22 protein-coding genes are annotated in these 23,962 nt (G+C 36.0%); 4 read left to right on the forward strand and 18 right to left on the reverse strand.

What is annotated here, in order from left to right; genetic code table 11:
* Window positions 1–4: 4 nt before the first annotated feature.
* The 9 genes from P2Q73_RS05585 to P2Q73_RS05625 all read right to left on the reverse strand — a co-directional run bounded on the left by P2Q73_RS05585 (window position 5) and on the right by P2Q73_RS05625 (window position 12,228).
* Window positions 5–1,576 (reverse strand): ribonuclease YeeF family protein, encoded by a 1,572-nt coding sequence (locus P2Q73_RS05585; RefSeq protein WP_275784771.1) that lies wholly within the window; start codon window positions 1,574–1,576, stop codon window positions 5–7.
* On the reverse strand, window positions 1,573–1,875 hold the full coding sequence (locus P2Q73_RS05590; protein ID WP_275784773.1) for a YwqI/YxiC family protein: 303 nt from the start codon (window positions 1,873–1,875) through the stop codon (window positions 1,573–1,575). The genes P2Q73_RS05585 and P2Q73_RS05590 overlap by 4 nt, the downstream gene beginning before the upstream one ends.
* Window positions 1,876–1,893: 18 nt before the next feature.
* Window positions 1,894–2,247, reverse strand: a complete 354-nt coding sequence (locus P2Q73_RS05595; RefSeq protein WP_275784775.1) for a YwqH-like family protein — start codon at window positions 2,245–2,247, stop codon at window positions 1,894–1,896.
* Window positions 2,248–2,271: 24 nt separating this feature from the next.
* Window positions 2,272–2,787 carry a type VII secretion EssA family protein gene (locus P2Q73_RS05600; RefSeq protein WP_275784777.1) on the reverse strand — a complete coding sequence of 172 codons (516 nt, stop codon included), beginning with the start codon at window positions 2,785–2,787 and terminating at the stop codon, window positions 2,272–2,274.
* Complete coding sequence (gene esaA / locus P2Q73_RS05605; RefSeq protein WP_275784779.1) at window positions 2,777–5,623, reverse strand: type VII secretion protein EsaA; 2,847 nt, start codon at window positions 5,621–5,623, stop codon at window positions 2,777–2,779. Before esaA ends, P2Q73_RS05600 begins: the two co-directional genes overlap by 11 nt.
* Window positions 5,620–10,101 (reverse strand): type VII secretion protein EssC, encoded by a 4,482-nt coding sequence (essC, locus tag P2Q73_RS05610; protein WP_275784780.1) that lies wholly within the window; start codon window positions 10,099–10,101, stop codon window positions 5,620–5,622. Before essC ends, esaA begins: the two co-directional genes overlap by 4 nt.
* 37 nt (window positions 10,102–10,138) lie before the next feature.
* Window positions 10,139–11,314, reverse strand: a complete 1,176-nt coding sequence (essB, locus tag P2Q73_RS05615) for a type VII secretion protein EssB (protein ID WP_275784781.1) — start codon at window positions 11,312–11,314, stop codon at window positions 10,139–10,141.
* Window positions 11,315–11,327: 13 nt separating this feature from the next.
* Window positions 11,328–11,567, reverse strand: coding sequence for an ESX secretion system protein YukD (yukD, locus tag P2Q73_RS05620; protein ID WP_053590396.1), 240 nt, complete (start codon window positions 11,565–11,567; stop codon window positions 11,328–11,330).
* A 367-nt stretch (window positions 11,568–11,934) separates the two neighbouring features.
* Window positions 11,935–12,228 carry a WXG100 family type VII secretion target gene (locus P2Q73_RS05625; RefSeq protein ID WP_053590397.1) on the reverse strand — a complete coding sequence of 98 codons (294 nt, stop codon included), beginning with the start codon at window positions 12,226–12,228 and terminating at the stop codon, window positions 11,935–11,937.
* An 872-nt stretch (window positions 12,229–13,100) separates the two neighbouring features.
* Here P2Q73_RS05625 and P2Q73_RS05630 point away from each other — a divergent pair.
* Window positions 13,101–13,301 carry a hypothetical protein gene (locus P2Q73_RS05630; RefSeq protein WP_053590398.1) on the forward strand — a complete coding sequence of 67 codons (201 nt, stop codon included), beginning with the start codon at window positions 13,101–13,103 and terminating at the stop codon, window positions 13,299–13,301.
* Between the two features lie 59 nt (window positions 13,302–13,360).
* Here the strand turns inward: P2Q73_RS05630 and P2Q73_RS05635 are convergent, their stop codons facing one another.
* From P2Q73_RS05635 to P2Q73_RS05650, 4 genes are all read right to left on the reverse strand, one after another.
* Complete coding sequence (locus tag P2Q73_RS05635; RefSeq protein ID WP_275784786.1) at window positions 13,361–14,860, reverse strand: class I adenylate-forming enzyme family protein; 1,500 nt, start codon at window positions 14,858–14,860, stop codon at window positions 13,361–13,363.
* A gap of 220 nt (window positions 14,861–15,080) precedes the next feature.
* Complete coding sequence (locus P2Q73_RS05640) at window positions 15,081–16,775, reverse strand: choice-of-anchor I family protein (RefSeq protein ID WP_275784788.1); 1,695 nt, start codon at window positions 16,773–16,775, stop codon at window positions 15,081–15,083.
* Window positions 16,776–16,973: 198 nt separating this feature from the next.
* Entirely contained in the window at window positions 16,974–17,588 is a 615-nt protein-coding gene (locus P2Q73_RS05645) for a TetR/AcrR family transcriptional regulator (protein WP_275784789.1), read from the reverse strand.
* Between the two features lie 238 nt (window positions 17,589–17,826).
* Window positions 17,827–19,584 (reverse strand): mechanosensitive ion channel, encoded by a 1,758-nt coding sequence (locus P2Q73_RS05650; RefSeq protein ID WP_275784790.1) that lies wholly within the window; start codon window positions 19,582–19,584, stop codon window positions 17,827–17,829.
* A 133-nt stretch (window positions 19,585–19,717) separates the two neighbouring features.
* On the opposite strand from P2Q73_RS05650, the gene P2Q73_RS05655 reads away from it, so the two are divergent.
* Window positions 19,718–20,023: a DUF3243 domain-containing protein gene (locus tag P2Q73_RS05655; protein ID WP_275784792.1), complete on the forward strand. Its 306-nt coding sequence runs from the start codon at window positions 19,718–19,720 to the stop codon at window positions 20,021–20,023.
* Window positions 20,024–20,063: 40 nt separating this feature from the next.
* On the opposite strand, the gene P2Q73_RS05660 is transcribed toward P2Q73_RS05655, so the two are convergent.
* The 3 genes from P2Q73_RS05660 to P2Q73_RS05670 all read right to left on the reverse strand — a co-directional run bounded on the left by P2Q73_RS05660 (window position 20,064) and on the right by P2Q73_RS05670 (window position 21,587).
* Entirely contained in the window at window positions 20,064–20,876 is an 813-nt protein-coding gene (locus P2Q73_RS05660; RefSeq protein WP_275784794.1) for an STAS domain-containing protein, read from the reverse strand.
* A gap of 26 nt (window positions 20,877–20,902) precedes the next feature.
* Window positions 20,903–21,235 (reverse strand): bacillithiol system redox-active protein YtxJ, encoded by a 333-nt coding sequence (gene ytxJ, locus P2Q73_RS05665; protein ID WP_056827836.1) that lies wholly within the window; start codon window positions 21,233–21,235, stop codon window positions 20,903–20,905.
* Window positions 21,236–21,329: 94 nt separating this feature from the next.
* Window positions 21,330–21,587 carry a hypothetical protein gene (locus P2Q73_RS05670; RefSeq protein WP_275784796.1) on the reverse strand — a complete coding sequence of 86 codons (258 nt, stop codon included), beginning with the start codon at window positions 21,585–21,587 and terminating at the stop codon, window positions 21,330–21,332.
* Between the two features lie 83 nt (window positions 21,588–21,670).
* On the opposite strand from P2Q73_RS05670, the gene P2Q73_RS05675 reads away from it, so the two are divergent.
* Window positions 21,671–22,168: a YusW family protein gene (locus P2Q73_RS05675; protein ID WP_275784798.1), complete on the forward strand. Its 498-nt coding sequence runs from the start codon at window positions 21,671–21,673 to the stop codon at window positions 22,166–22,168.
* Window positions 22,169–22,308: 140 nt separating this feature from the next.
* Here P2Q73_RS05675 and P2Q73_RS05680 read toward each other — a convergent pair whose 3' ends face one another.
* Together P2Q73_RS05680 and P2Q73_RS05685 are read right to left on the reverse strand one after the other, a co-directional pair.
* Window positions 22,309–22,803, reverse strand: coding sequence for a divergent PAP2 family protein (locus tag P2Q73_RS05680; protein ID WP_056827842.1), 495 nt, complete (start codon window positions 22,801–22,803; stop codon window positions 22,309–22,311).
* A 95-nt stretch (window positions 22,804–22,898) separates the two neighbouring features.
* Window positions 22,899–23,558: a Dph6-related ATP pyrophosphatase gene (locus tag P2Q73_RS05685; RefSeq protein WP_275784800.1), complete on the reverse strand. Its 660-nt coding sequence runs from the start codon at window positions 23,556–23,558 to the stop codon at window positions 22,899–22,901.
* Window positions 23,559–23,717: 159 nt separating this feature from the next.
* Between P2Q73_RS05685 and P2Q73_RS05690 the strand changes: the two genes are divergently transcribed.
* Complete coding sequence (locus P2Q73_RS05690) at window positions 23,718–23,960, forward strand: DUF5658 family protein (RefSeq protein WP_275784819.1); 243 nt, start codon at window positions 23,718–23,720, stop codon at window positions 23,958–23,960.
* Window positions 23,961–23,962 lie beyond the last annotated feature (2 nt).

A 23,962-nucleotide genomic window follows, 5' to 3' on the forward strand; every position in this document is an offset into this window, starting at 1 on the left:
TTTATTAGTGGAACCATCCTTTTACATGATCCATTACTGATTTATCTTCTTTACCAAATTTAGTATTTAATGCAACATTAGCAAGTATACCAAGGCCCACACCTACCGCTGTTCCAACACCTGGAATTGGGATGGCAACGGTGAAAGCTGCAGTAAATGCGGTTTGAACCGCTCCTCCAACTGCAACATCAATCGTTGTATCCAAAGCTGCACGAGCATGTGCTTCTCCACCATCTAATCCTGCATCTACTGCAGTTGAATAATTACTGTAATAACTTAATCCTGCTCCTATTGGACCAAGTGCTTTTCCTGCCCCTTTAAGCGGCCCACTTGATACCATTCCTTTGACATCGACAAGATCTGTAAATGCTTTTCCAGTTCCTTTAAGTGTTGCAGCCCCAACGGTTTTAGCTTTTTGAACATTTGTTGCTTGGTCATTCCAGTAAGCAAGTGAAGGATGATTTTTCAATGCCGCATCCCCAGTACCTGACCAACCACTTTGTCCAGGCTTCTTCGAACCATATTTAAGCGTAACTGTATTGTTTGCTGCAATTTCATAATGCTTTGGCGACCATTTTTTATTTCCTTTCGGAACATTACGCATTAATTCTTTAAATGCTTTAGAATCTAAATCTACACCCAGATGCCTCATTGCTTTACCCGTTGCATTGATTCTATACGAGTACGTGCCAGTTTTTGGATTAAATACTCTTGAGGTGCTCAATCCACCTTCTTTACCAGCTACATACATTCCAAATGCAGAGACACCACCTGTTATAGCAGTATTTGCTCTTTTGGCCATATCGACTGCAGTTTTCAACTCTTTCACTTGAGGATTTGCTGACGACACATTTCCTGGATCTTCTTCTTTCCCTTCTGCATCTACGTTGTCCATGTCTCCTACTCGACTCTCAAGCTCAGTTTTTAATGGGTGACTTTGCGTATATTCTGCCCAACGATCAGCCGGGAAGTCAATATCCGTCAAGCCGTCGTTCATCATTCCTTCTAGATCAATTAACCATAGTTCCATCATGAGCAAATCAGCTTCTACCTGCGACAATGCATTTGTTTGAGTCGAATCAAATTCATTTAGATCCGTAACGGTATCATCTCGCTTCTTCCGAGCATTTTTTACGCCGTCTTGGACACCACTATCATTCAAATGTGGAAGAGCAACAATATCAGCTACCTGGTCCATGATGGCATTTGATTCATCTGTCAGATTACTAGTGACCTGAGAAATTTCAGTAAGTCCTTCTTCCACTTCACCTTCTAAAAAGCTTTGACGAATAAAACCGTTTTGATCTGGCTCTAAAGCATCCAGTGCAGACTTCATCTGAGTAAGCGTACTATCGAAGTTAGATTTAAATGTAGTGAAAAACTGTAAGAAAGGGATATGGCAATCATTATAAAATGCTCTAATTGCATTCCCCCCTTCTCCCTTTAAAGAATTTTCTAATGCAACAAGACCTTCGATAGAGCTCTTAATAGAATTCATCTCCGTATCAAGTCTAGTGAGGAGTGTAATATTTCGCTTTAAGCCTTCATGAAAGGGGTTAACGTCTAATACTTTCATTGCATCACCTGCTTTGGTCCATCAATTGTACATTGCATAGCCGTTGAAATGTTTTGATCGGTCTCATTCATAAATTCCACAGAACTGGTCGTCGTTTGAATATTGGTAGTTAAAATAGTTTGATATTTTGTCAATAGCTGTTCAAGTTTCGTGGAAAGCTCCGTTAATTTAGTAACAACATCTAGTGTATTACCGGTAATAGGTGGCTCTGCTGTGGGTACAAGCGAATCCTTCGCATTTGTCATTTCTGCTAATTGAACTTCCACGTCTGCATACACAATTTTCACTTCTGTTGACATAAAAAATCCCTCCCTTCTTTATTTAGATGCCTTTTCCCGTGCTTCCTCGGCTAATAATTCCGCAATTATTTGCTGAATAGAAGCAATTTCTGCTTGTAGTGATGCAATTTTAGCAGCAATCGCACTAAATACAGCTGCGAACTGGGCTCCAGCTATCTCTAAAAAAGAAGTATGGATTCCGGCTTCCCGAATTTCATCGAAACTAGTGGCAAGTGTCCCATGCCAAGTAGTTGTTGTAAGCTCTGGTTCAAGACATTTATGTTCATTTTCGTTGAATTGAGCCTGCTTATCTGATAGTGATGACTGACATTCGTTCAGTCTTCTTATCTCCTCTTGTTTCTTGTGAAGAAGTGCATAATAATATCCTAACAAACCTGTTCCCCCTCTCCCGAGTGTTTATGAACGTATTGATTTATTTGTAGTAGGAGTGTTCACCATTTTGGGTATAAACACCATGAATAACGTAACAATACCTACTGCGATGATTGCGAGTAATATCATCGTTCGTGTCTTATTACCTGCTGGTTCCTCCATATTTAACGAGATGCCAGATTGCTCTTTTTCCCCTTTGCTTCCATTTGAGAAGAGCTTTAAATCAGAAGTTTTTGCTGAAACTGTGCTTATCTCGCCTCGTTCTGAAGTTTGAAATAAATAGGACGTATCCTCTCGATTAGGAAGTTGACGTCTTCCATCAAAATAAATATTAAATTGCTTTTCTGGAATGGTATTTTTCATTTCTGTCTTTTTACCATCATGCAAATAATCGGTATTTTTCTTGAACTTCAATTTCTCATAAATAACAGGTTCTAATTCTTTACTAGATTTTTCTTCGTTTGCATGCACAGTTGTCTGTGCTAATAACCAGCTGATCATTAGCACACAAAACAGTAGGGTAACTTGTTTAAAGCTCATAGGCTTCAGCTGCCTTGGCAGATTCCACTTTTTTATTTTTATTCATAAAATAAGAAACGGTTAACATGATTATTGCAATAACGGCTGTTATGATCGCTCCAGCTATAAAACTTGTTTCAGGCTCATATTTAATGGACATATAAACAGTAGATAGAACATCTGGAAGTTTAATGTCTGGAACAGCAAGGATAAGAAGTGGAATGATGTATAAACACATCAAAGCGACACTTGCTATCCAACCTGCAGATTGACCAAATTCAAGAGCAGCTCGAATAATGGAAGCACCCGCCAACAACAAAAGTATCGTGAATATTGTCCACTCAACTGCTCGTTGATCGTTTAGAATATACATGTTGATGCTGTATAGACTTATAATCAGTCCGACTAGTATAGAAAGTATTGCAGTTAATCCTAATCGTAGACCGATTGGACCATCCTTCATTTGATACGTAAAGTATCCTATCAGTAGACTGCTAATAAGCAAAATGATAAAAAGAATAACTGGTGGAACTTTTTTTCCTTCATCTGATAAGGTTGCTTCCCCTTTAACTTCTAACGGATTCACGAAGTGATTGAACACATATCCATTCTCTTGACCATCCACATACGTATTCGCAAGAAATTCTTGAATGTCCCCATCAAAATCGGACATAGCATCCACGTTTGTTTCCCACTTGTTGCTGAATTCATTGGAAGTATCCTTAAGACCATCGGCTTTCACATGTAAATCATTGGCGTAATTCACTAAACTATTTTGTTTCTGTGATAAAGCTTGAATCATCTCACTTAAGCTAAGGAGTTGATTGCTTACATTTTGTTGTCCTGCCACTACTTCTCCTTCCGTAACTGTTGCTGAAGGTTCGGCTGTTCCCATCGTGGAAGGCGTTTGAATTTGCTGAAGAAGCAAATTCGCTTGCTGATCAATAGAATCTAAATCAGCCACTAAGGAAGCATGTTGCTGTTCTGCTGTTTCCTTATATCCAGTCATCATCGCAGCAAAAGTAGTACTTAAATCAGTCATACCGAGCTGAGTTGCCGGGATTCCATCACTCACAGAAGTCCAACTTTCAAGCTCTAGTTCATTCATATCCACCACATTTTTCAATAGAGCGGTTAATATTTCATCCTTTAGAAGTGCGTCTTTATTCGTACTTCCCCCACCTTCATTAAGTGTAAACTCAAATTGTTCCAAGGTAGCATAATAGGAAAGCAACGAATTCAATTCTGTATTCGCCGCACCCTTTGTAAATAATTCTTCCAATCTAGTTTTCTGATCAGCCGATAAACGATCATGCTTTAGAAGAGACTCTTCCTTTTGCTTAATAATGGCTCCAATTTTTGCAGTATCTGCAGGATAGGAATTTAAAATTTGTTGAACAGATTCATATTCTCTGTACACAGAATTGTAGCTTTCTAGCAAGCTTGCATAATCACTTGATGCTTTTACATAATCAGCTGCTCCTGATTGCTTTGCATTTGTCCAAACTGTTTCCTTTTCGGAAATAACTGTTTGAACAGAAGTTAATTCAGCTTGAAGTTGCTCCAGCTCTCCTAGCAATGTAGAGGTTGGGTCTGTTTCAGCTACTTTTACTTTCAAGGAAGTAAGTGCTGATAATATTTTGTTAACCTTCGCACGTTCCTCTTCCATGTTTGGTAGCACAGTATCAGTTATTACAGTTGCTTTACGTGCCATTTCCTCTTGAATCGTTGTTAGAAGTTGTGGATTAGTACCGATATTTTCAATACCTAGTACTCCAGTTCCACTTTTTCCTGCTGCAATACCTTTTTCTAGATTGCTAAGAATTGTATTGTTATATCGATCAATTGCTGTACCTTGAACAACTAGGAGGTCTGCAAGCTGTCGATCAACCTCACTCTTACGCAATTCAGATAATGCATTGAATTTTTCTTTATTCTCATCTATAATGCCATTTACTTTTGCTATTTCTTCATTCAATCTATCGTTGTTTTCTTCTAGTTGTTGTACTGATTTATTAAATTGCTCTGTTTGAGCTGCTGCAGCAGCATGAATTTTTGCAAGACTGTCGTTTTGAACTTGCTGAAGTATTTCTTTTTGTGTATCTTGAAATTGTTTATATTGTTGTACATATGTGATAAAACCATTCATTTGCTGACCAAAAGAATCAGCATTTTGAATACGAGAATTATAGCCATTATTGGCAGAACTAATTTGGGAAAGTAGTCCTTGCATTTGCTCTTTTTGTCTTTTCATTTCTTCTGCCAATGTTTCGGACTCAGGTTTATAATAGCCTGCCATTGCAGTTAAAAATTCTGTTTCTTTCCCTAAAATATTCTTAAATTCTTTCTTAATATGATTCATTTCCTGTGCAACATAGCTCCAGTAGAGTGTGGAGATTTTTTCGTTCACCCTATTAGTAGCTGATTCAATTTCATACAGGACCTTTTCTTTACGAACGCCAGTTTTCTGTCGTTGAACTTGATAAGAGAATTCCGCTTTCTTTGGATTTTGCTGATCATAAGACATAATATTTTCAGAGAAATTAGAAGGAATGTATACAATTGCTTCATACTGGTTGGATTTCAATCCATTCTCTGCTGCCCCGCGTCCCATCACTTCCCATTTATATGGGGAACCATCCGCCAAAATGGAAACAACCTCCACTCCCATATCAACATTTTCATCTTCTTTCGATAGACCCTGGTCTTCGTTAACAATTGCGATTACTCGCTTATTGGGCGTATTTAAATCTAAAATATTTACACCCATTAGTTGAAAAAATAAGATGGGAAGAGCTAAGATGAGCAATATTCCCGCAATCAGTTTCCACATTTTACTTTTATCCGTCGTTTTCATTGAACGATCTTCCTCTCAATCTTGCATAACGGGGTTAGAACTTTTGTAGCATTCCCGTTTAAAATATAATGTGCAAATCCTAGCGGAAGTTCCGCTTCTTTTCGTTCGTATGCCAATGTATATAATGTCTGCTCTGATTTCTTCATAAATAGAAGTGCTTGTCGGACTAGCTTCAATTCATTTGTAAATGCATCATATCCTTTCGTGATTTCAGCGTTATTACCAGAAACAATGACATTAAATCCTAAATGTGAATACTTTTTCATCAGCTTGGAGAGTCGATCTTGAATACCAGGATCTGCAAGCTGTAAAAATCTTGTGTAGCCATCGATAATGAAATAAGAAAGCACTATCTTTGGTGTTCCGTTTCCTTGTTGTAAACTTTCTAAATACTCTTTTTCTACATTCACGTAATATTGTTCGATATGTGTGACCCAGTTAACAAGAGCTTCTTTCGTTTCTAAATAATTTACTTTTGATTCCTCTGAAAACATGGACAATCCACGATCGAAACTATCAAATACTGCAATAAAGCCTGTTTCCTGCTCTTCTAAGTTTTGAATAATCCATTTCAACGCATTCGTTTTTCCTCTTTGAACTTGCCCGACAAGAAGGCAATGACGATTTTTTTGGAAATTAATTGTCACTGGACGAACCGTTTCTTCATTTAATCCAATTGAAACAATTCCATTTTCTTTTTTACGATCGATATAAACAGGAAAGCTGATGGATGTTAATTCGAAAGGTAGCATCGGTATTGGTTTAGGAAGTTCATACTCGCTATATTTAGCTATTAAAGATTGAACTTTGGATTTAATTGCTTCCAATACGTCAAAATCATCTACACCACTTGCAGGCAAGAAAATTTGTGCAAATTTGACATCCTCTTTTTTAACAATAGCTCTTCCAGGGAATGGTTCCAAATCAAATGGAACTCGACCTACAATTCCATAAGCTTCACTCGTATCAAATAAATAATGAATAATTTTTGTTTTTAAGTTATTCATTAGTGACTGTCTTACAGATTGCACTCTTGTTGCCGTAATCAATAAATAAATTCCCAGAGATTGCCCGTCTCGTGCGAATTGGATTAACTGTGCTTCCAATTCTTCCATCTCTTCGCGGACAATATCATAATTATCCACAACGATATAAATTAGCGGTAATGGCTTTGCAGTCAGATTATTGTACATATGAATATTACTAACTTCTGCTTGTTGGAACGCTATTTTCCTTTCGGAGATTTCTTTTTTCATTAATTTTATTAACTTTTCACGTTTTAACTCTTCGTCAATCGTGAAATAATCCGCTGTGTGGGGAAGCTGTCGAAGCGGTAGCAACGAACCGTTCCCATAATCTAACATATAAAAATGCGCTTCACTCGGAGTTAACCTACTACTAATCCCTAATAGCATCGTTAATAAAGTGTACGACTTTCCATATCCAGAAGAACCAAAAATACCTACGTTTCCATCCTTTTTCCAGTCATAAGCAATTGGTGTTTGACTCTGTTTCTCCGGCTCATCCATTATTCCAATTGGAAAAGCCAGCTTTGTAGTTAATTCTTCTTTTGGACTTTCTATTCTTAATGCGAGTGGAGGCAACCAAGGACTAGCTAGCTTCTGAATGGACAAATCCTCTTGAATTTTTGCTATTTTTGTAGTGACAGCTTCCATTTCTGTTAGACTGCTCTTTTTCCTGCTCACATTCGTTTCAATACCAGAAAGCGGATATAGACCAAGATCGGTTACTATAGCTACATCGTCTTCTCCTTCAAGCGTTTCTTCCATATAAGGTGACCCGCTCCAGGCAGATTGGAACAATTCATATACTTCGTTATTCCCTACCTGTAAATATCCACGACCTGTAACAGTGATTGTTGCAGAATCCCCGTTTTTTAATATTTCTTTACTATCGGATGCATCCTGTACTTTCAATGCAACACGGAAACGTGCATTACTCCAGATCTGTTCATCAATGATTCCACCCGGCTTTTGAGTTGCCAAAATCAGATGGACTCCTAGACTTCGGCCAATACGTGCTGTACTTACCAGCTCACGAATAAATTCAGGTTCCTCGCTTTTCAACTCGGCAAATTCATCTGAAATTAAAAACAGATGTGGCAAGGGCTCATTCGCCTTTCCTTCTTTATAAAGTGTCGTGTAATCATCAATATGTGCGACACTGAACTGATCAAACAGACGCTGTCTACGCTTCAGCTCACTATTAATAGAAGCAAGTGCACGCATACTAAAGTTTTTACTACCCTCAATATTTGTGATCGTACCTAAAAGATGAGGAATATTTTTAAATGGCTGTGCCATCCCCCCACCTTTATAGTCAATCAGTAAAAACGCCACTTCATGCGGATGAAAATGAACGGCCAGCGATAGAATATATGTTTGAAGAAATTCACTTTTACCCGATCCTGTTGTACCAGCTAATAAACCATGAGGTCCATGTGCTTTTTCATGAAGATTTAAATGGACAAGTTCTTTTTTTCCTTTGAAACCAATTGGGACAGCAAGAGATTTAGCTGATTCATTGGTCTTCCAATTTCTGCTTATCGGTACATCTTCTACATCTTTCACTCCGAACATTTCCAAAAAGCTGACGGAGTTTGGTATAGAGTTTTTCATGCCTATTTGATGATTAAGCGTTTTTAGGGTACGAGCAAAACGTTCATTCGTCTCCTGTTCGTATTGATCCAAATGAAAAGGTTTTTCTAGTGCCTTTCCAGCGTCGATTAAAATATCTCCTTCTCGTTCATTTACATAGCGGACTAGTGTATGAACATTTTCGGTCATTCTCTCTTGTGCAGTTTCGGCAAAAATGACGGATATACCAAGATCCTTATTATTTTTGCGTTCTAAATATTCGAGTATGACATGCTCTGCTAGTAAGGAATAATCAGTAATGATGAAAATGAGATGTGGAGCAAATTTTATTTTCCCTTTCATTTCATCGGCATCACGTTCTCGTATTATTTCATAAAGCGACGACAGCAACTGATCGCGTGTCTCCTCATTATGAATCAAACCCTTTGCATGCATATGAGGTAACGTAAAATGTGGCAACCACTTTATCCACTCGATATCTTTGTATTCTTTATTGTTGAAAACGTAAACGAATCTTACATCGTGGTAACTATGAGAAAATGCGAGTTGCCCAATAATTTGCTGCAGCTCTCGTTTAATAACCGATTCTTTCCCAATCAGACCTAATATCCCCTCTGATAAGTGTGTTGTAATGGGTGCATTCGGGAGTTCTTTATAAACTTTTTCCATTCGTTGCGCCTGTTCGAGAAGGTCATCTACTTCTCTATTCGCTAAATCACCGGATGACAGAGAAATTTCATAGCTTGCAGGAACTTCACCAGTTCCTAGTCTAAATTCCAAAAAGTCATGACTGTCTAATGTTCTTTCCCAGATTCGACCAGACAACTGCTTCGTCATTTGTTTCATTTCTTCAAAAGACGGGAAATGATACTCTAATACAAATTTTTGTTTTTCAGAAAGCTCATAAAGCTCTTGACGCATATTATTCAAGTAAGCAGTATATACTCGTCGCCTTTTCTCCGCATTCAACTTTCGTTTTTTTCGATCTTTAAAGTATTGAACCGTCGATGTGATTAAAACCAATACAAACAAAGTAACGGAAATAATAATATAAGTCCCTCTTGGAATAAAAATTGCAACAACACCCATTACGATTAACATAACGAGTGGCAGAGCGATAATTAGCCAAAGACTTCGACCATTATCATCGCTTTCCTGAGTAGGAAACGATAAGGAAACCTTTTCTTTTGGTAATTCATATATCATCCGAGGTGTCCGTCTATACTCAGGGTATATATTTAGTATTTCGGATTTAGGTACGTCTATCTCGGGAAGAATAGTTTCATATTTTACCGAAGAAACGACTTCCAACATATCCTTTTCAACAAGTTTCATTTCCATAAACGCCCACTGTATGACGTCACCCATTTGGAGAACATGATTAGATTCGGAACGTTTTCCGTTTACATATAAAGGACAATTAAATTCTTTCTTAACAATCCAACCAGCTTCAATTTTATTTAGCGAAAAATGTCCAAACTCCACTTCTGGAAACTGGACTTCTTGTCTTTGGAAAGTTGCATTCTCTAGTTGATAACTAAACGATATTTCATTTTCATAATCGATAAAGTAGGTCTTAGATGTAATAGGTGAGTAGGATATATATAAACGAAGAACCCGTTCTCGTTGTTCAATGGTGATGCCCTTCGCTATACTTATATCTCCTATTTTTTTATTGCCATCATGGACGTAATACTTATTGTCTTCTTTCTTAACTGTTATTGGCCCATGAGTAAAAGGGTAGGACAATATCGTGAGATCATGCTCAATACCAGGTCCGATTGTGAGGGATGATAAATCATTTCCCTCCCAATTTAACCGTTGATAATCATCCCCATAAAAAACCCATAACTGCAACACTTAGTACACCTTCTTTCAATCCGTTGTTATTTTCCACTTAGTTATCGGATTCCTCTTCTTCTTCCATCAGTTTTTCATATTCTTCTACTTCTCTATCTATTTCCTCTACAAGTGTTTGAATTTCTTCTCCTGAAAGATCTTGATCTGCTTTTATTTCCTCTCTTCTCTTCAATAATCCATAAGTAATTAGCTCTCCATCTTCCATGGCACGTGCTATATCAACTGCATTCTCCGCTTCTCCTCGACCTATGTAAATCCAATACTTCAAATAATCTACATCAGTTTGAAGAGTTATGTTAGAAAGCACATTCTTTTTCTGTTCCTCGTCTAATCGCTCATTTGTAACGGTAGAATAGGCAAGTTCATAAAGAACGACATACGGCATGGACTTGACACTATATGGACTCAGTTCGGTAACAACTTGACTGTAATTTTGACCTAGAAAATATTCATGGCCAAGGGTATATGCTTCGTTTTTGGGTTTTTCATGAATGAAATAAATAATAGTAAAAATGATTGCAGGGAGTAGTAAAACCCCAAATCCGATAGATAAGCCCTTTGTAATTTTCCACTTTTTGCGTGGCAACCTAACATTTTCTTTTTCTATAATTTCTAGCTGGTCAAGCTGTTCACTAATATAGTTCAGTAATGACTGGCTGTCTTGCATCGACATGATGGATGAACCGATTTCTTTTAACTCTAGAATCTCCGAATACTTTAAGTACTCTTCAAATGTGAAGGATCCATCAATAGCAGCTGCTGCAACTGCTTTCGTCTCTAACCAAATGCGTTCTTCATTTTTTTCAAATGGGGGAAGGCTGCCTTGCACTCCATAATAAATGAAGAGAGGCTCCATTCCTCTGCTATATACAGTATTTTCTGGGCAGACAATGAGATTGAGGCGTGGATATGGGTGGGAATGAACCTTCTCAACAAGCTGATAGGCGAACATCCATCGAGATTTTTCATCTTCCTTATGGATTTCACTAAATCGTTTAAAGTTACTAGGAATTTCTGCTTGAATAATCAATTCGTCATCTGTTATGACTATGTCTTTCGTAATTTGGGGATTAACTTCTTTCAGAAATATAATCTCAGAAGTCCTTTTAAAACCAACTCGTTCCTTCTGGAATACAAAAGTGGTTTTATTTTCTTCTTGATTTATTTCTGCTCCTATCCGATTTTTCAAATATGTATGTATGTTAGTCGCCATTTATATTGCTCCTTCAAATGATTTCAATACGATCACCGGTCGTAATTCCACACGCTTCCATCGTCAGATGCCCTGGGTAGATTTTATCCTTATTAACTACTCGAACCCAATGCCCTTCACGCGGAGTACTGGAAATTGAATTTGCTTGCCATGCGATATCAATCATTTTTTTCATCGTATAATAATTGGAAAGCCTTAAATCGATTACATTACTTTCATAATTCGAAAGATCTACCGTAATCTCTATATACATAGTTTGTACCTCCTAAAAAAGCGACTGTCGTTTATTGATGGTGATGTGAAATGAAAATTGGAACAATCTATATTCTTAAGGAAAAAGCGTCTTCCAATGAGGAACACGCTCTCAGACTGTTGACAAACGCTCGCATTCTTCGTTACTTGCTCCTGTGGTTACTCGTCGCAAACAAGAGCGTTTGCACTTCTTTGTAAGCTCATGAACTAATAAGTTCTATTCGCTTCCGCATCGTGCTGCGTGTCTCGAATGACAAGCGTTTTCAAGACAGTCTGAAGTGACACCTTCGAAATTTGATTTTGTCAACGTGAAAGCGTCTTCCAATGAGGAACACGCTCTTTATTTAACCCAACTAAAAAGGAACCACTTATCCGCGAATTTGTCCTGCAATTTGTTGGTCTGCGTCTTGAAGCGCTTGACCAGCACGGCTTAATTGAACTCCAACTTCACTTAAAAGCTCACGCATTTCATTAAAATGCGGTTTTAATCTTTCATATTGCTCAGCAAACGCTGCACTTGAAGCACCTTCCCAAATAGATTGAAGCTCCCCGATCATTCCATCTAGACGACCAATTTGAGAAGCTACTTCACTTGATTCATGGTTGTAACGTCCAGCCATAGCATCAAGCTCAGCGGGTGTTACGCGAATAATTCCTGACATTCCATACATCTCCCTTGTTATATAATTTAGTAAAATTTATAAAATAACTGCCTTCAAAAGTAATCATCTGTTCTCAGATACTAGAACAAATAAATCACCTTTTACTTACAGATATTCCTGACCTTGTGCTTTCTATGAAACCACCAAAATATTAGGAGTAACTTCCGACTATTCAAAAATACTCAATTAGCGAAGTGCCCTCTATATGTGTTGAAAACATTGCACTACTTATGAATTACCAACTTTTGACTTACATCCACATTACTTTCATCCCCCATATAAATAAGAGATAAACCTAAATTGAAAAATAAATTTATTATTTTTGTAATAGTTGTAATGGAAATTACTAGAAATATATTTTCCTAAGTTTTCCTTAATATTATAAATAACACTCTATTTTCTCTCCGTCAAAAAAATTTAAAGAGTCATATTTTTCACATAGAACTATCATCACACAGACTATTGTCACTAAACTTAAAATATTTAATTTATCTATTAAATATTTTTCATTTCTATCTTTTATATATCCAAAAATATCATATATATATAATTAATAATTACTTTTATTACTTTAGGTTTATTTTTCAAAGGTCTGCACCCAACAAATATCTCATTATAAAGATACTTGGAACTGTAATTTTTTATGAAAAAATAAAGTTACAGAATTATTACTGGTGCCAGGCACCTGTAATAATTCATATTATTGCTTTGCAGTAGGTATTTTATGTTGGGGCAAATTTACTCATAAAATTATTAATTGAATAGTAACAACATCGTTAAATTATTATTTTTTAGGTAATATTAATTAAAAAGGAATCATTGATAATGGTTCAAATTACATGATATACTTCATTTGTAAAGGAGTGGAAATATTGAGAGAAATAAGTGGACTTAAAAAGTACAAATTCTATCTTGTTTTTCAAGGTGGAAAAGAGTTAGCTTTTGAAACAAATACAGATATCAGAACTGCAAAAAGAGAATTTGTTAACGGGAATATTTTTGTTACTACTGAAAATAAATACACAATCAATATTTCCCAGTTAAAAAGCTTAAAAGTTAAAATTCTGCAATAAAAATAAAGAAAAAGCATTTCATTCATAAAGGAATGAAATGCTTTTTTATTTTCTCGTAACTATCCTTCACTTCTCAATGCATTTTTTAGGACTTTTCCGCTTGCGTTTCTAGGGAGACTATCGATTATAACTACTTCTGCAGGTAATTTAAATTTTGCCAGTTGTTTTGAACTAAAAGATAAAACATCTTCTTCCGTTAATGTTTGACCTTGTTTTATTACAACGAAAGCTTTTGGTACCTCACCATAAATCCTATGGGGCACCCCCACTACTGCTGCTTCAAGAACTTCGGGAATTTGATATAACACTTCTTCTACTTCTACAGGATAAACATTTTCCCCTCCTCGAATGATCATGTCTTTTTTACGATCTACTATATAAAGTAACCCATCCTCATCAAATCTACCTAAGTCTCCACTATATAACCATCCATTTTGAATCGCTTGTCTGGTTTCCTCTTCATTTTTTAAATATCCCTTCATTACTTGTGGACCCTTTACTACAATTTCCCCAACTTGGCCGACAGGGAGCTGTTCGCCAAATTCATTCACTACTTGCACCTCTGTCTGAGGTAATGCCTCTCCAACTGAGCCAACCTTATCTAAAGCAAAATGGTCTTTCAAGGTGGTAGCAGCGGGAGAGTTTTCTGTTTGCCCATAAAGGTTTTGCACCTTGACATTAGGATAGAACGATTTCACTTTTCGAACGAGCTCATACGGCATTGGGGCAGCTCCATATGTAAAGAGTCGTAGATGAGGAAGCTCTAATTCAGACATTTTAGGTGTATTCAATAAAATCATATACATCGCCGGTACCCCAAAGAAAATAGTTATTTCTTCTTTCTCCATTGTATTGAGTGCTTTCTCAGGTGAGAAAGCTTCTTCAATGACAATAGTCCCCCCTGCATAAATGACAGGAATACAGAAAACATGACTAGCCGCACAATGAAATAAAGGAGTTACAATTTGAACACGATCAGTGTCCTTATACCCTACCGCTTCGCCCCAAATCTCTGCTGCCGCTTTTACATTAGCAGCTGTCAACATAACCCCTTTTGGTTTACCAGTTGTTCCTGACGTATAAAAAATAACTGCCGTATCCTCTGGATGAATAGGCGTATCATTAAATGGAATGGTTTCATCCATTAAAACAGCTTGGAAACTATCATCTTCTCCAACTCTTAAATAATCTTCAAATTGTTCAAACGTATCTTTAATTTCCTCTAAAACAGAATTGAAAGAAACATCATATATTAGTACCCTTGCTTCGGAATGTTTAAAAATATAATCCACCTCTGGAGCGGTTAGCTTCGTATTCACTGGCAATACCGTAAATCCCCCAAGCTGACATGCATAGTAACAAGTTAAAAAGTAATCGGAGTTATTCAAATAAACAGCTATAATGTCCTCTTTTTTATATCCTTTTTCTTGAAAATACCCTGCTAAACGCTTAGCTTGTTCAAAAAACTTTGCATATGTCGTTTCTCTTCCTTCAAACTTCGTAATTACTTTTTCAGGCTGATTTGAAGCATGTAGTGCCAACTTTTCAGAAACAAACATTTCCCAAACCCCTTTGTCGTTTAATGTGAATCGCTTGATAATTATCTGAAAATTAAATCATTTAAAACTATTATACTTCCAACCATGTAAAAATAAAAGTATGGAGATCGAGCCTTTGTTTCGAGAGTATTACTGGTGCCTGGCACCAGTAACACTTCTGCAACATAAAAAAGCCCCAAATATTTTAGTTATTTTGGGGCCGTTTTTTCTACTATTCTATTTACTTTTCGTTCTTTTTATCTTGCTTCTCTTTTAATAGAAGTTTTTTATTTAGCATATCTGCTTTTAATTCATATACAGCTACGGTGCCCGATACTTCATGGGTAGCAGCAAGAAGTGCATTTCCTGTTGGACTTTTTTCTGCGGATATAAAACGAAGTCCCTCAGGTGAAACATCCCCTTTAATATCCTCACTGTAATCTCTGCTTGAAATCAGACGAACAAATTCTGGTTCAAACGGATTGGATAAGTCATACAACATGATACCACTCACACGCTCCAAAGCGATAAAGGCATATTTCGTCCCATTCACTTCACCACTTACTACAGTTTCCGGTTCCGGCCCTTTTGCAGAGCTTCTTTTATCGTATGCAATTTCTTCATTATCTGTATTAAATACTTCCGGCATAGCTTTTGCTGTTATTTTTTCAAATTCATTTCCACTATCATATACAAGTTCCATTGATTCAGCGTCGAAAATAGAGAAACTCCGACCACCAAATGAATATAAAGCATCGTATGTTCCATCCGCTTCTAATCCATTTTCCATCGTGACTTTTGTTTTTTTCAAGTCATTTAAAAGGCCATCTTCTACCATTTTATCTAACTCTTCTTGCGTAAATCCGGCATAATTTTCAGCTCTCAATTTTATCTTATCTGCGATGTCACCAATTTCAGCTTCCTCGGAGTATGCCTCATAGTCTCTTGCATCTCCTTCATTCGGAGTTAAAATATATGTTTTTCCTCCTGAAGTAAAAGTATCAATCGCATCAGGCATATATAAACCTAGTAGTGGCAGTCGCTCAATGACTGTTTTTCCATCACGCTTACCATCAAGTTCATTTCCAGTAACAGAATGATCCTTTACTCCAAGTCCTTTCACGTGAAGAATTTTTCCTTCTACTAAATCTACAGTTGCAATTGCATTATTCTCTTGCATCGAAATATAAGCAAGTTTACTATCTTCAGATACCGTCACATATTCCGGCTCTAACTGTTGCATTGTCGTTCCTTTTGAACTTACTCGTACCTTGTCATCTAGATGTACACCATGAAAAGATAACGTATTTGCCTTAAATTTATCTGCTGTCATCGTCACATCTATTATGGAAACAGTTCCTTCTGGATCCGCTTTATAATCTGTACTTGGCTCTCCTTCATTAGCAACAATCGCTTTCGATCCATCAGGTGTGAAAGTCACCATGTCAGGTAAAGAACCAACCTGCACTTTATTTAAATATTTTCCCGCTTTGGTAATAAAAACGATGTACCCTGGATCGGTTTTCGGATTAGCCACAGCCGAAATTGCAACCAAATCCTTCGTCGGATGTGCTGCGATGCTTGTAATATCATCTACATTCTTAATTCCAAAATCCTTTAAAAGAATACGTTTTTCTAATTTTAACTCAGTATACTTTTCTGACTTAAGTGATTTAAATGAAAGAATATCAATGCCTGATTTTGCACCATTCGTTACGAAAGCCTTTTTCGAGGTTTCATCATAAGCTAAGATTTCCGTACCACCTATTCCAGATTCGCTATCATATTGACCAATCTGGGAAATCTTTAAATTATCTGCTCGATACTCAAAATAAGGACTTTGATCTTTGGCTAATACATTATAAGACTGACTTCCTGCCAATAAAATACTTGCTGCCGTAACTCCAGTGATTAACTTTGTTTTAAAATTCAACATTCATTCCCCCTAAATAATTTTTCTTTTAGAGATTCATTGTAACCACCTACTATTAATCTAGCGTTAATAAATTGTGTTATTTCTGTATGTCAAAACAATTTCTGGTGCCAGGCACCCGTAATATACCTGTAATAATAGATAACAAAAAGTCTTGAACTTGGTAAGCAAATGAAAAAACGCACTTTCATCATAGGATCTCTATGACAATAGTGCGTTCTTATTAGCTATTTTTTTAATGCCAGAAAAATATATATCTACTAGAACCTTTGCAAGATCATCTGGGGTACTACGACCAGTTAATATCTCATGGAGAGTTAACCTTTCAATAGACCCTACAAGGCTCTCTGCTACTATGTTCATCGGATAATCTTGAGAAAAATATCCCAGTTTTTTTTCTGCTTCCAAATTTTCCGTCACATGTTTAACCATATTCATTTTCAACTCCCTGGCTGACTCAGCTTCAAAAAAACCAATTTGGGTCAACAAAGGATTTTCTGAGAAAAAGGTAAACATTTTGATTAATCCGGACCGTATTTCTTTTTTTAATGAACTATCTTCTATGTTTTCCTCTAAGAGGCTTTCGGATGTTAAAATTCTAAGCTGTTTTTGAAAGGATTCTGTAATTTCCTGAAAAATAGCTTCTTTACTTTTAAAATACAAATAAAAAGTAGGCTGTGTGACTTTTGCTTTTTTTACAATTTCACTTATTTTCGTATCATGGTAACCATACTCAGCAAACTGTTCAATTGCTATATCAAGGAGTAGGCGTTTAGTCACTGCCCCATCAGAATCTACTTTTCGACCTCTTGCCATACAAAAACACCTCGACTTACATCTCTTTTTCACATTCTCATCATTTAAGTATATAAGACTCTAACAAAATCGTAAATTCTTTACTACAATAATTTACGAAAATCGAATTAGTTTTGAATTGTTAAGATATTGTTACTGGTGCCTGGCACCAGTAACAAATTTGAAAGAATTCCTCACTCCCAGATATATTGAAGAAAAGCTCTGGCATTTTATTGACCAGAGCTTTTTCATTTTTGCTTTATTTATTTGTATCAGGTCGATCATTTGTTGGAGGAAGATCGTCATAAGGATACAAGTCATCGGTAGATGGAATATTGTACCCCGTATCTCCAGGCTCCACTCCGGTGTTGTTTGATTTTCCAATCCCACTATCGTTAACTGGATTGACTTCATCTACATGTGGTCTTGTTCCTTTTAGACTCTTTTCAGCCTGTGTACGTCCTTTGAAATTCTCTTTGAATGATTCTTTCATTGTTTCTTTTTGAACTTTATAATTTTCCTTCGTTACTTCAGCGTTTTCTAAACTTCTTTCCATTTTACTTAAGTATCGAGCAGCATGCTCTTTTCCGCCGAGGCCAAAAGCTAGACCAAATGCCAACGCAACGCCACCTAATATTAAAATAAACGCTGAGTTAATAATAGAAGCAGCAATTCCTAATTGATCTAAAGCCATGAAGAATGCAAATGCTAAGATAGCATATTTTGCAACATAGCGTAAGAAATGCGGTGTTCCTGATGCATGTTTCATTAAACTTCCAACAAGTTTTTCAACTAAGTTCGCTAACCAAAATCCTACCGCTAAAATTATAATTGCAGCAATAACGGATGGTAAATAAGCGAAAATGCCAGTAGCTAAAACAACCATAAAGTCTAGCTCTAATAACTGAAGTGCTTCCACAACAAACAATAAGATTATCACTACTTGAACGATTGTTCCAAGCAATGCTGCAAATGAAGGAGCAGCTCCCGATGTCGAATTGAATCCCATTTTACCAAAGATTGAATTTACGCCAAGTTTTTCAAGCAATGAAACGACAATATCCTTCACCCATCTTGCGGCTACAATACCTACTAAGACTAGTAATATTGCAATCGCAATTTTAGGAAGCATTGCCATAATGTCGTTTAACATAGCAACTGCCGGTTCTGAAATTCCGTCTATATCTAAAATATCCAATGCAGAAATAGTAACAGGAATCATAATTAAAACAAATGCAATAATTCCTACAACTTTTGAAACGCTCGTCCCTTCAAAGAATGATGAAAGCTTCAGCTTATGAGCTAAACGATCGGCACCTGCAGATTGTAAAAACTTCTCTATTAAATTACTAACAAGTTTCGCAACAAACCAACCAATCGCAAAAATGATAGCAGCAGATATTAACTTAGGAATAAAGTTAAAAAAACTAGCAACCATTCCTTCAAAAGGTCCGCTCAATCCATCTATTCCAAGAGCACTTAATACAGCAGGAATAAATAGCAAGAAAATTAGATAGTATGCAACATTAGCTGCTGTATCTGTCCATTTTGCTTGGTCTTCCTCTTTCGCTTTTACTCCCGTCTTTTCAACATACTTGTTTAAATTAAGCTTGTTGCCAGCAGCTTGAATAACTTTTTTCACGACTGTTGCTAACACCCAAGCAAATAATAAAATCAATCCAGCTTTCAAAATATTCAAGAAAGCTCCTGTTAAACCTGAATACATCGAAACAAATGGTGTCGCTATAGAATTCAAGTTCAAAATATTAAAGAACAAAACAAATGCTAACAATAAAACGATAATAAAAACTACTTTACTTATTACCTTTTCAACTGTCCACTTGGATTTTGTATTACCGAGTTTTTCATTGACATGAAACTTTCGCAATACTTTATATGTCACATTTTCTAAAAATTTTGCTATAAAAAAACCAATTAGTAATACCAATAAAGCTAATAAAAGCTCAGGTAAAAATGAAAGAGTACTTCTCCAATAAAAATCATCGTCAAATCTCATATAACCTGTCATCTCCTTTTTTATACATCATTCATAATTCATCACAATATTTAGCTACCCTTGTAAATTATTGTTTAAACTTCGGAAAAAAAGGCTAAACACGATGTAATAAATGAAAGGGAGTGTAAACAAGATGGATAATATTCAAGGAAAAATACAGGAAGAAATGAATAATGCTAACCCTGAAAAGAAAGAAGAAATCTTATCAAGTTTTTCAACCTTTAAATCTTATTTAGGAGACAAAGTGGCAAAAGGAGAAAGCCTTGGTCTTAGTGAAGAACAATTAGCAAAGACAGCCGAAATGGTTGCGAATTACTTAGCCAACAATGAAGAACCAAGAAATAGAGAAGAGAATCTATTAAAAGAATTATGGAAATCTGGAAATCAAGAACAACAACACGGACTAGCTCATATGCTAGTGAATATGGTAAAACAATAATAAAAAATCCAGTCCCTCCTAAAAAGAGAGACTGGATTTTTTATTGTCCATTTTTGATACTATCAATTGCATGTTTCACGCTACCGTATGTATGAAAGGAAGTAAAGTCTATACCTCCATGGACAACAGCCATTGATATTTGAGGACGCATTCCAGTTAACATTAAATTAATTCCAAGTAAATCTAGTACGTTATGAATAACAAAAATATTCTGAGCAACTTCCTTATCAATTGTAAGAATTCCTGAAAAATCGATAATTAAATGCTCGACGTCTAAACTTGGAATGGTAGGCACAACATGATTTAATAAATGCTGTACCCTCGGGTAATCCAACACTCCAATTAAAGGTAATACGGCAATTCCTTTTTGAATTGGAACAATAGGTGCGGACAGTTTATTTATTTCTTTTTGTCGCTCATGCATTAAATCATCTCGGTATGTCTCATAAGCTAAAAGAGTTTCGGTTAGACTAACATCCATTAAATAACAAATCCGATTATTAATCATCGCCACTTCTTTAGTTGCCAATCCATGATCAATGGATATTTGAGTAATATAGTCTAAATACAATAAACGATTTTTAGCATAAGGCTTAATAAGTGTTGAAAAACGACCAAAAGCAGCTGCTTGTTGTTCTCCTGAGTTTTTACTCCACTTAATTAACTCCTCAGCTGCCTTTTCATCCGTCTCTTTAAAAGATTTTGCTAATAACACTAAAAACTCAACATTTTGTTGTATAGACTGTTCCAGCAGCTCATCTGATATTTCAAATTCGACATTTTTAAGCGCCATATCCGTAATTTCACGAATAATCTTCTCCGCATTATCAATTAAGTATTGTTCTACCTTCAATATGGCTTCCATACTCCTACACTTCCCTAAATAGTTTCCACTGCTTTTGTTAATTCTTTGCTAGTAATTTTGCGATGAGAAGCATGCCAAACCGCTTTCCCATCCCGAATCAAAAATGCTTGAGGAGATTCATGACGAATACCCAAATCACTTTCAATTCCATTCGACACTTCTCTACTTTCAATCACTTTTACTAAATACGTATCAATCGGTGAATCAAAAGAATTGAACTCTCCATAAGCAAATGCACTTATTGGACAAGTCGTGCTATGCTTAAAAAGCAGAAATGGCTTTTCATTGGAATTCTGCAAAAGCTCCTCCCATTCATTTACCGAAACAACCTCTTTATAAGTCGACATCAAACTCATCCTCCTAAAAAAATTATATTATATTCCCCACTATATATCCTATTATAACGCATTAAGACAAAAACACTCATACAAATCTTACTTACTAAAATTCTACATCGGTTATTTCAAACTTATATTTCCACAATATTTTCTGCTTATTTTCAAGGTTTGTTTCTTCTTTTTTTCTTCTTTGTTTTTCTTTTTTTCTTCTTTTTTTCTTCTTTTTTTCTTCTTTTTTTCTTCTTTTTTTCTTCTTTTTTTCTTCTTTTTTTCTTCTTTGTTTTTCTTTTTTTCTTCTTTGTTTATCTTTATTTCTGGTGCCAGGCACCCGTAACACTTTTGTAACATTGGATTTTGTCATGATCATACTGTTTATATTCAATTAATATTGGATATTTATTAGTAAGGGCTTTTAAAGTTCTGAGAGGAGAGTTTATTTATCAGATGAAGAAATACTCTTTAACAACAACGACATTTTTGACGGCGACACTTTTACTTGGAGCTTGTGGAACGAACAATAATGAGGAAAGAGTGGAAGAAAAAACACCTAATGGTACAGTATCCAACCCGCAACAAGATGAAACTGTAAATCAATTACAGACCGATGAGAATTCTCAAAAAGAAATAAGCTTTCAATATTTTAATTTAAATATAGGCACGACTGAAAACGAAAATATCATACATGCAGAAGTTGATATAAAAGATTCGAAAGCAGATGCCATATATAAAAATATACTTGCTTCTACAGATTTAAAAGGTGATGCTGCTTATGCATTGTTAGAGCCTATTTTTGTAGAGTTGGAGCTAACAAAAGACATGAGAGAGGAAGAAGTAATCAATCGCGTCACAGAACAATTTAGAAAAAACGAATTCACCAATTTTGAATTAGAAATTGAATTTAAAGATGGAGACAATAAAAAGTACTCAAAATCAGTAGAATAACAAAAAAAACAAGAAGAGCATGAATTCGTATAGTTAGAATCATGCTCTTTCTTTGTGACAAAGTGGTTACTGGTGCCAGGCACCGGTAATAATACTGAAACAAAAAACCTCACAAGCCTATAGACTTATGAGGTCCTTACTTATCGACGTATTCCTTTTCGCTCATCACGTTCATTTTCAAGTTTTGCACAAAGTAAACCATAAGCTGTTCCTAACAGCGCACCGGCTGCAACTTCAACAGGTTGATGCCCAAGTAGTTCATTCAATTCCTCTTCCCGTTGAATGTATTCGAAACTTGGAAAGTTCCCCGATAAAGTTGCTATATTATCTTCCAAATCATTTACCAACTGTGCAATTTCTCCGGTATGTCTTCTTATACCTTGTGCATCGTACATTACGATAACACCGAACACAACTGCAAGAGCAGTTTCCGTATGGCGTGTTCCTTTATTCGCAGCAACATAAGCAGCTAGTGCGGATACCCCTGCAGAGTGAGAACTTGGCATTCCACCTGTCGTTAATGCTTGCTTCAAATCCCATTTACCAGTTAATTTTTTGTGTGTTAATATCTTTAATCCTTGCGCAATTCCTATCGCGGATAACGCAGTAATTATTCCTTTATTCATTTTCGTCATGAGCTACCTCCAACATAGATCGTGATAATATGTATTTTCTTCATTACGATACCCTATTAAGTAAAAAATAATCGAAAAATAGACAAAAAAAGTTTTTATCCTTTCAATATTACCGGTGAAAATACATAGTCCCCTTTTTCAATTGGATTACCTATTTCAATCGGAACCCTCTCTGAAAAAATCGGACCATCCACAACGATTGTATGAAACTCTCCATTTTCTCCACACGAATCAATACCGGCTGCTTCCAACTCATCAACAATTTCTTTCGTAAAGCGTGATCCGACGTAGTTTGCAGGCATCATTTTCATATTTACTACCACAATATAAGCCTCAAAGTTAGCATCCAACAATTCTTTCACAATTGATTTACGTGGCTCCTGCCATAAAGGATGTACAGCAACTATATCTGATTTTGCACATGTTTTCTGCACCCATTCTAAATGCCCTTCTAAATCAATGTCACCGAATACTCCATGTGTAATTCCTTCGGATCGACATTCATTCATTGCCTCGATAAAGCGTTCCTCATACGAATTCCAACTTGCCCCTTTTATTAAGAAAGGCACACCTAGACGATTTGCTTGGGCTTGTACCACCTCATAAGGTAGCGCATGCGATTTAGAAATCTCTCCATCCTCTTCAAACATCGTTAGTATCTTTTTCGGAACCATCCCGCTTTTTAATGCCCGATAAAAAGCCATCGCAGAATCCTTCCCACCACTCCAAGAAGAAACAAACGAAACATTTTTCATGTTAATCTCCACCCTTTGAATAAATAAGATTTCAACTTCTGAATAATAACCCAACCAATAACGTATAATTCAACACCAATTTCCGCATAATAAAACTAACTGTGGAAATACTTGGATAAATATGGAAGGAAGAATTAAAAAATCTATGAACTTGATACCATTTTCACCGACTATGGTATTAGAAACAACCATATATCAGAAGCAAATCCACTAATGAAACTCTTATACGATACTAGTATTGTTGGATTTTATTTCATAAAAATTTCTCTTCCTCTTCTATTAATATACATTATGACTAAAGTGCAACCCAAAAGATATATCCGACTTTTATTAGTCGTAGCTCTTCTCATCTATAGTGGTGTCTTATTCCAACATTTTTTCTGGATATCAATGCTTGTCTAAAT

It is taken from the genome of Bacillus sp. Cr_A10, assembly GCF_029222665.1.
Classification (GTDB): Bacteria; Bacillota; Bacilli; order Bacillales_A; family Planococcaceae; genus Psychrobacillus.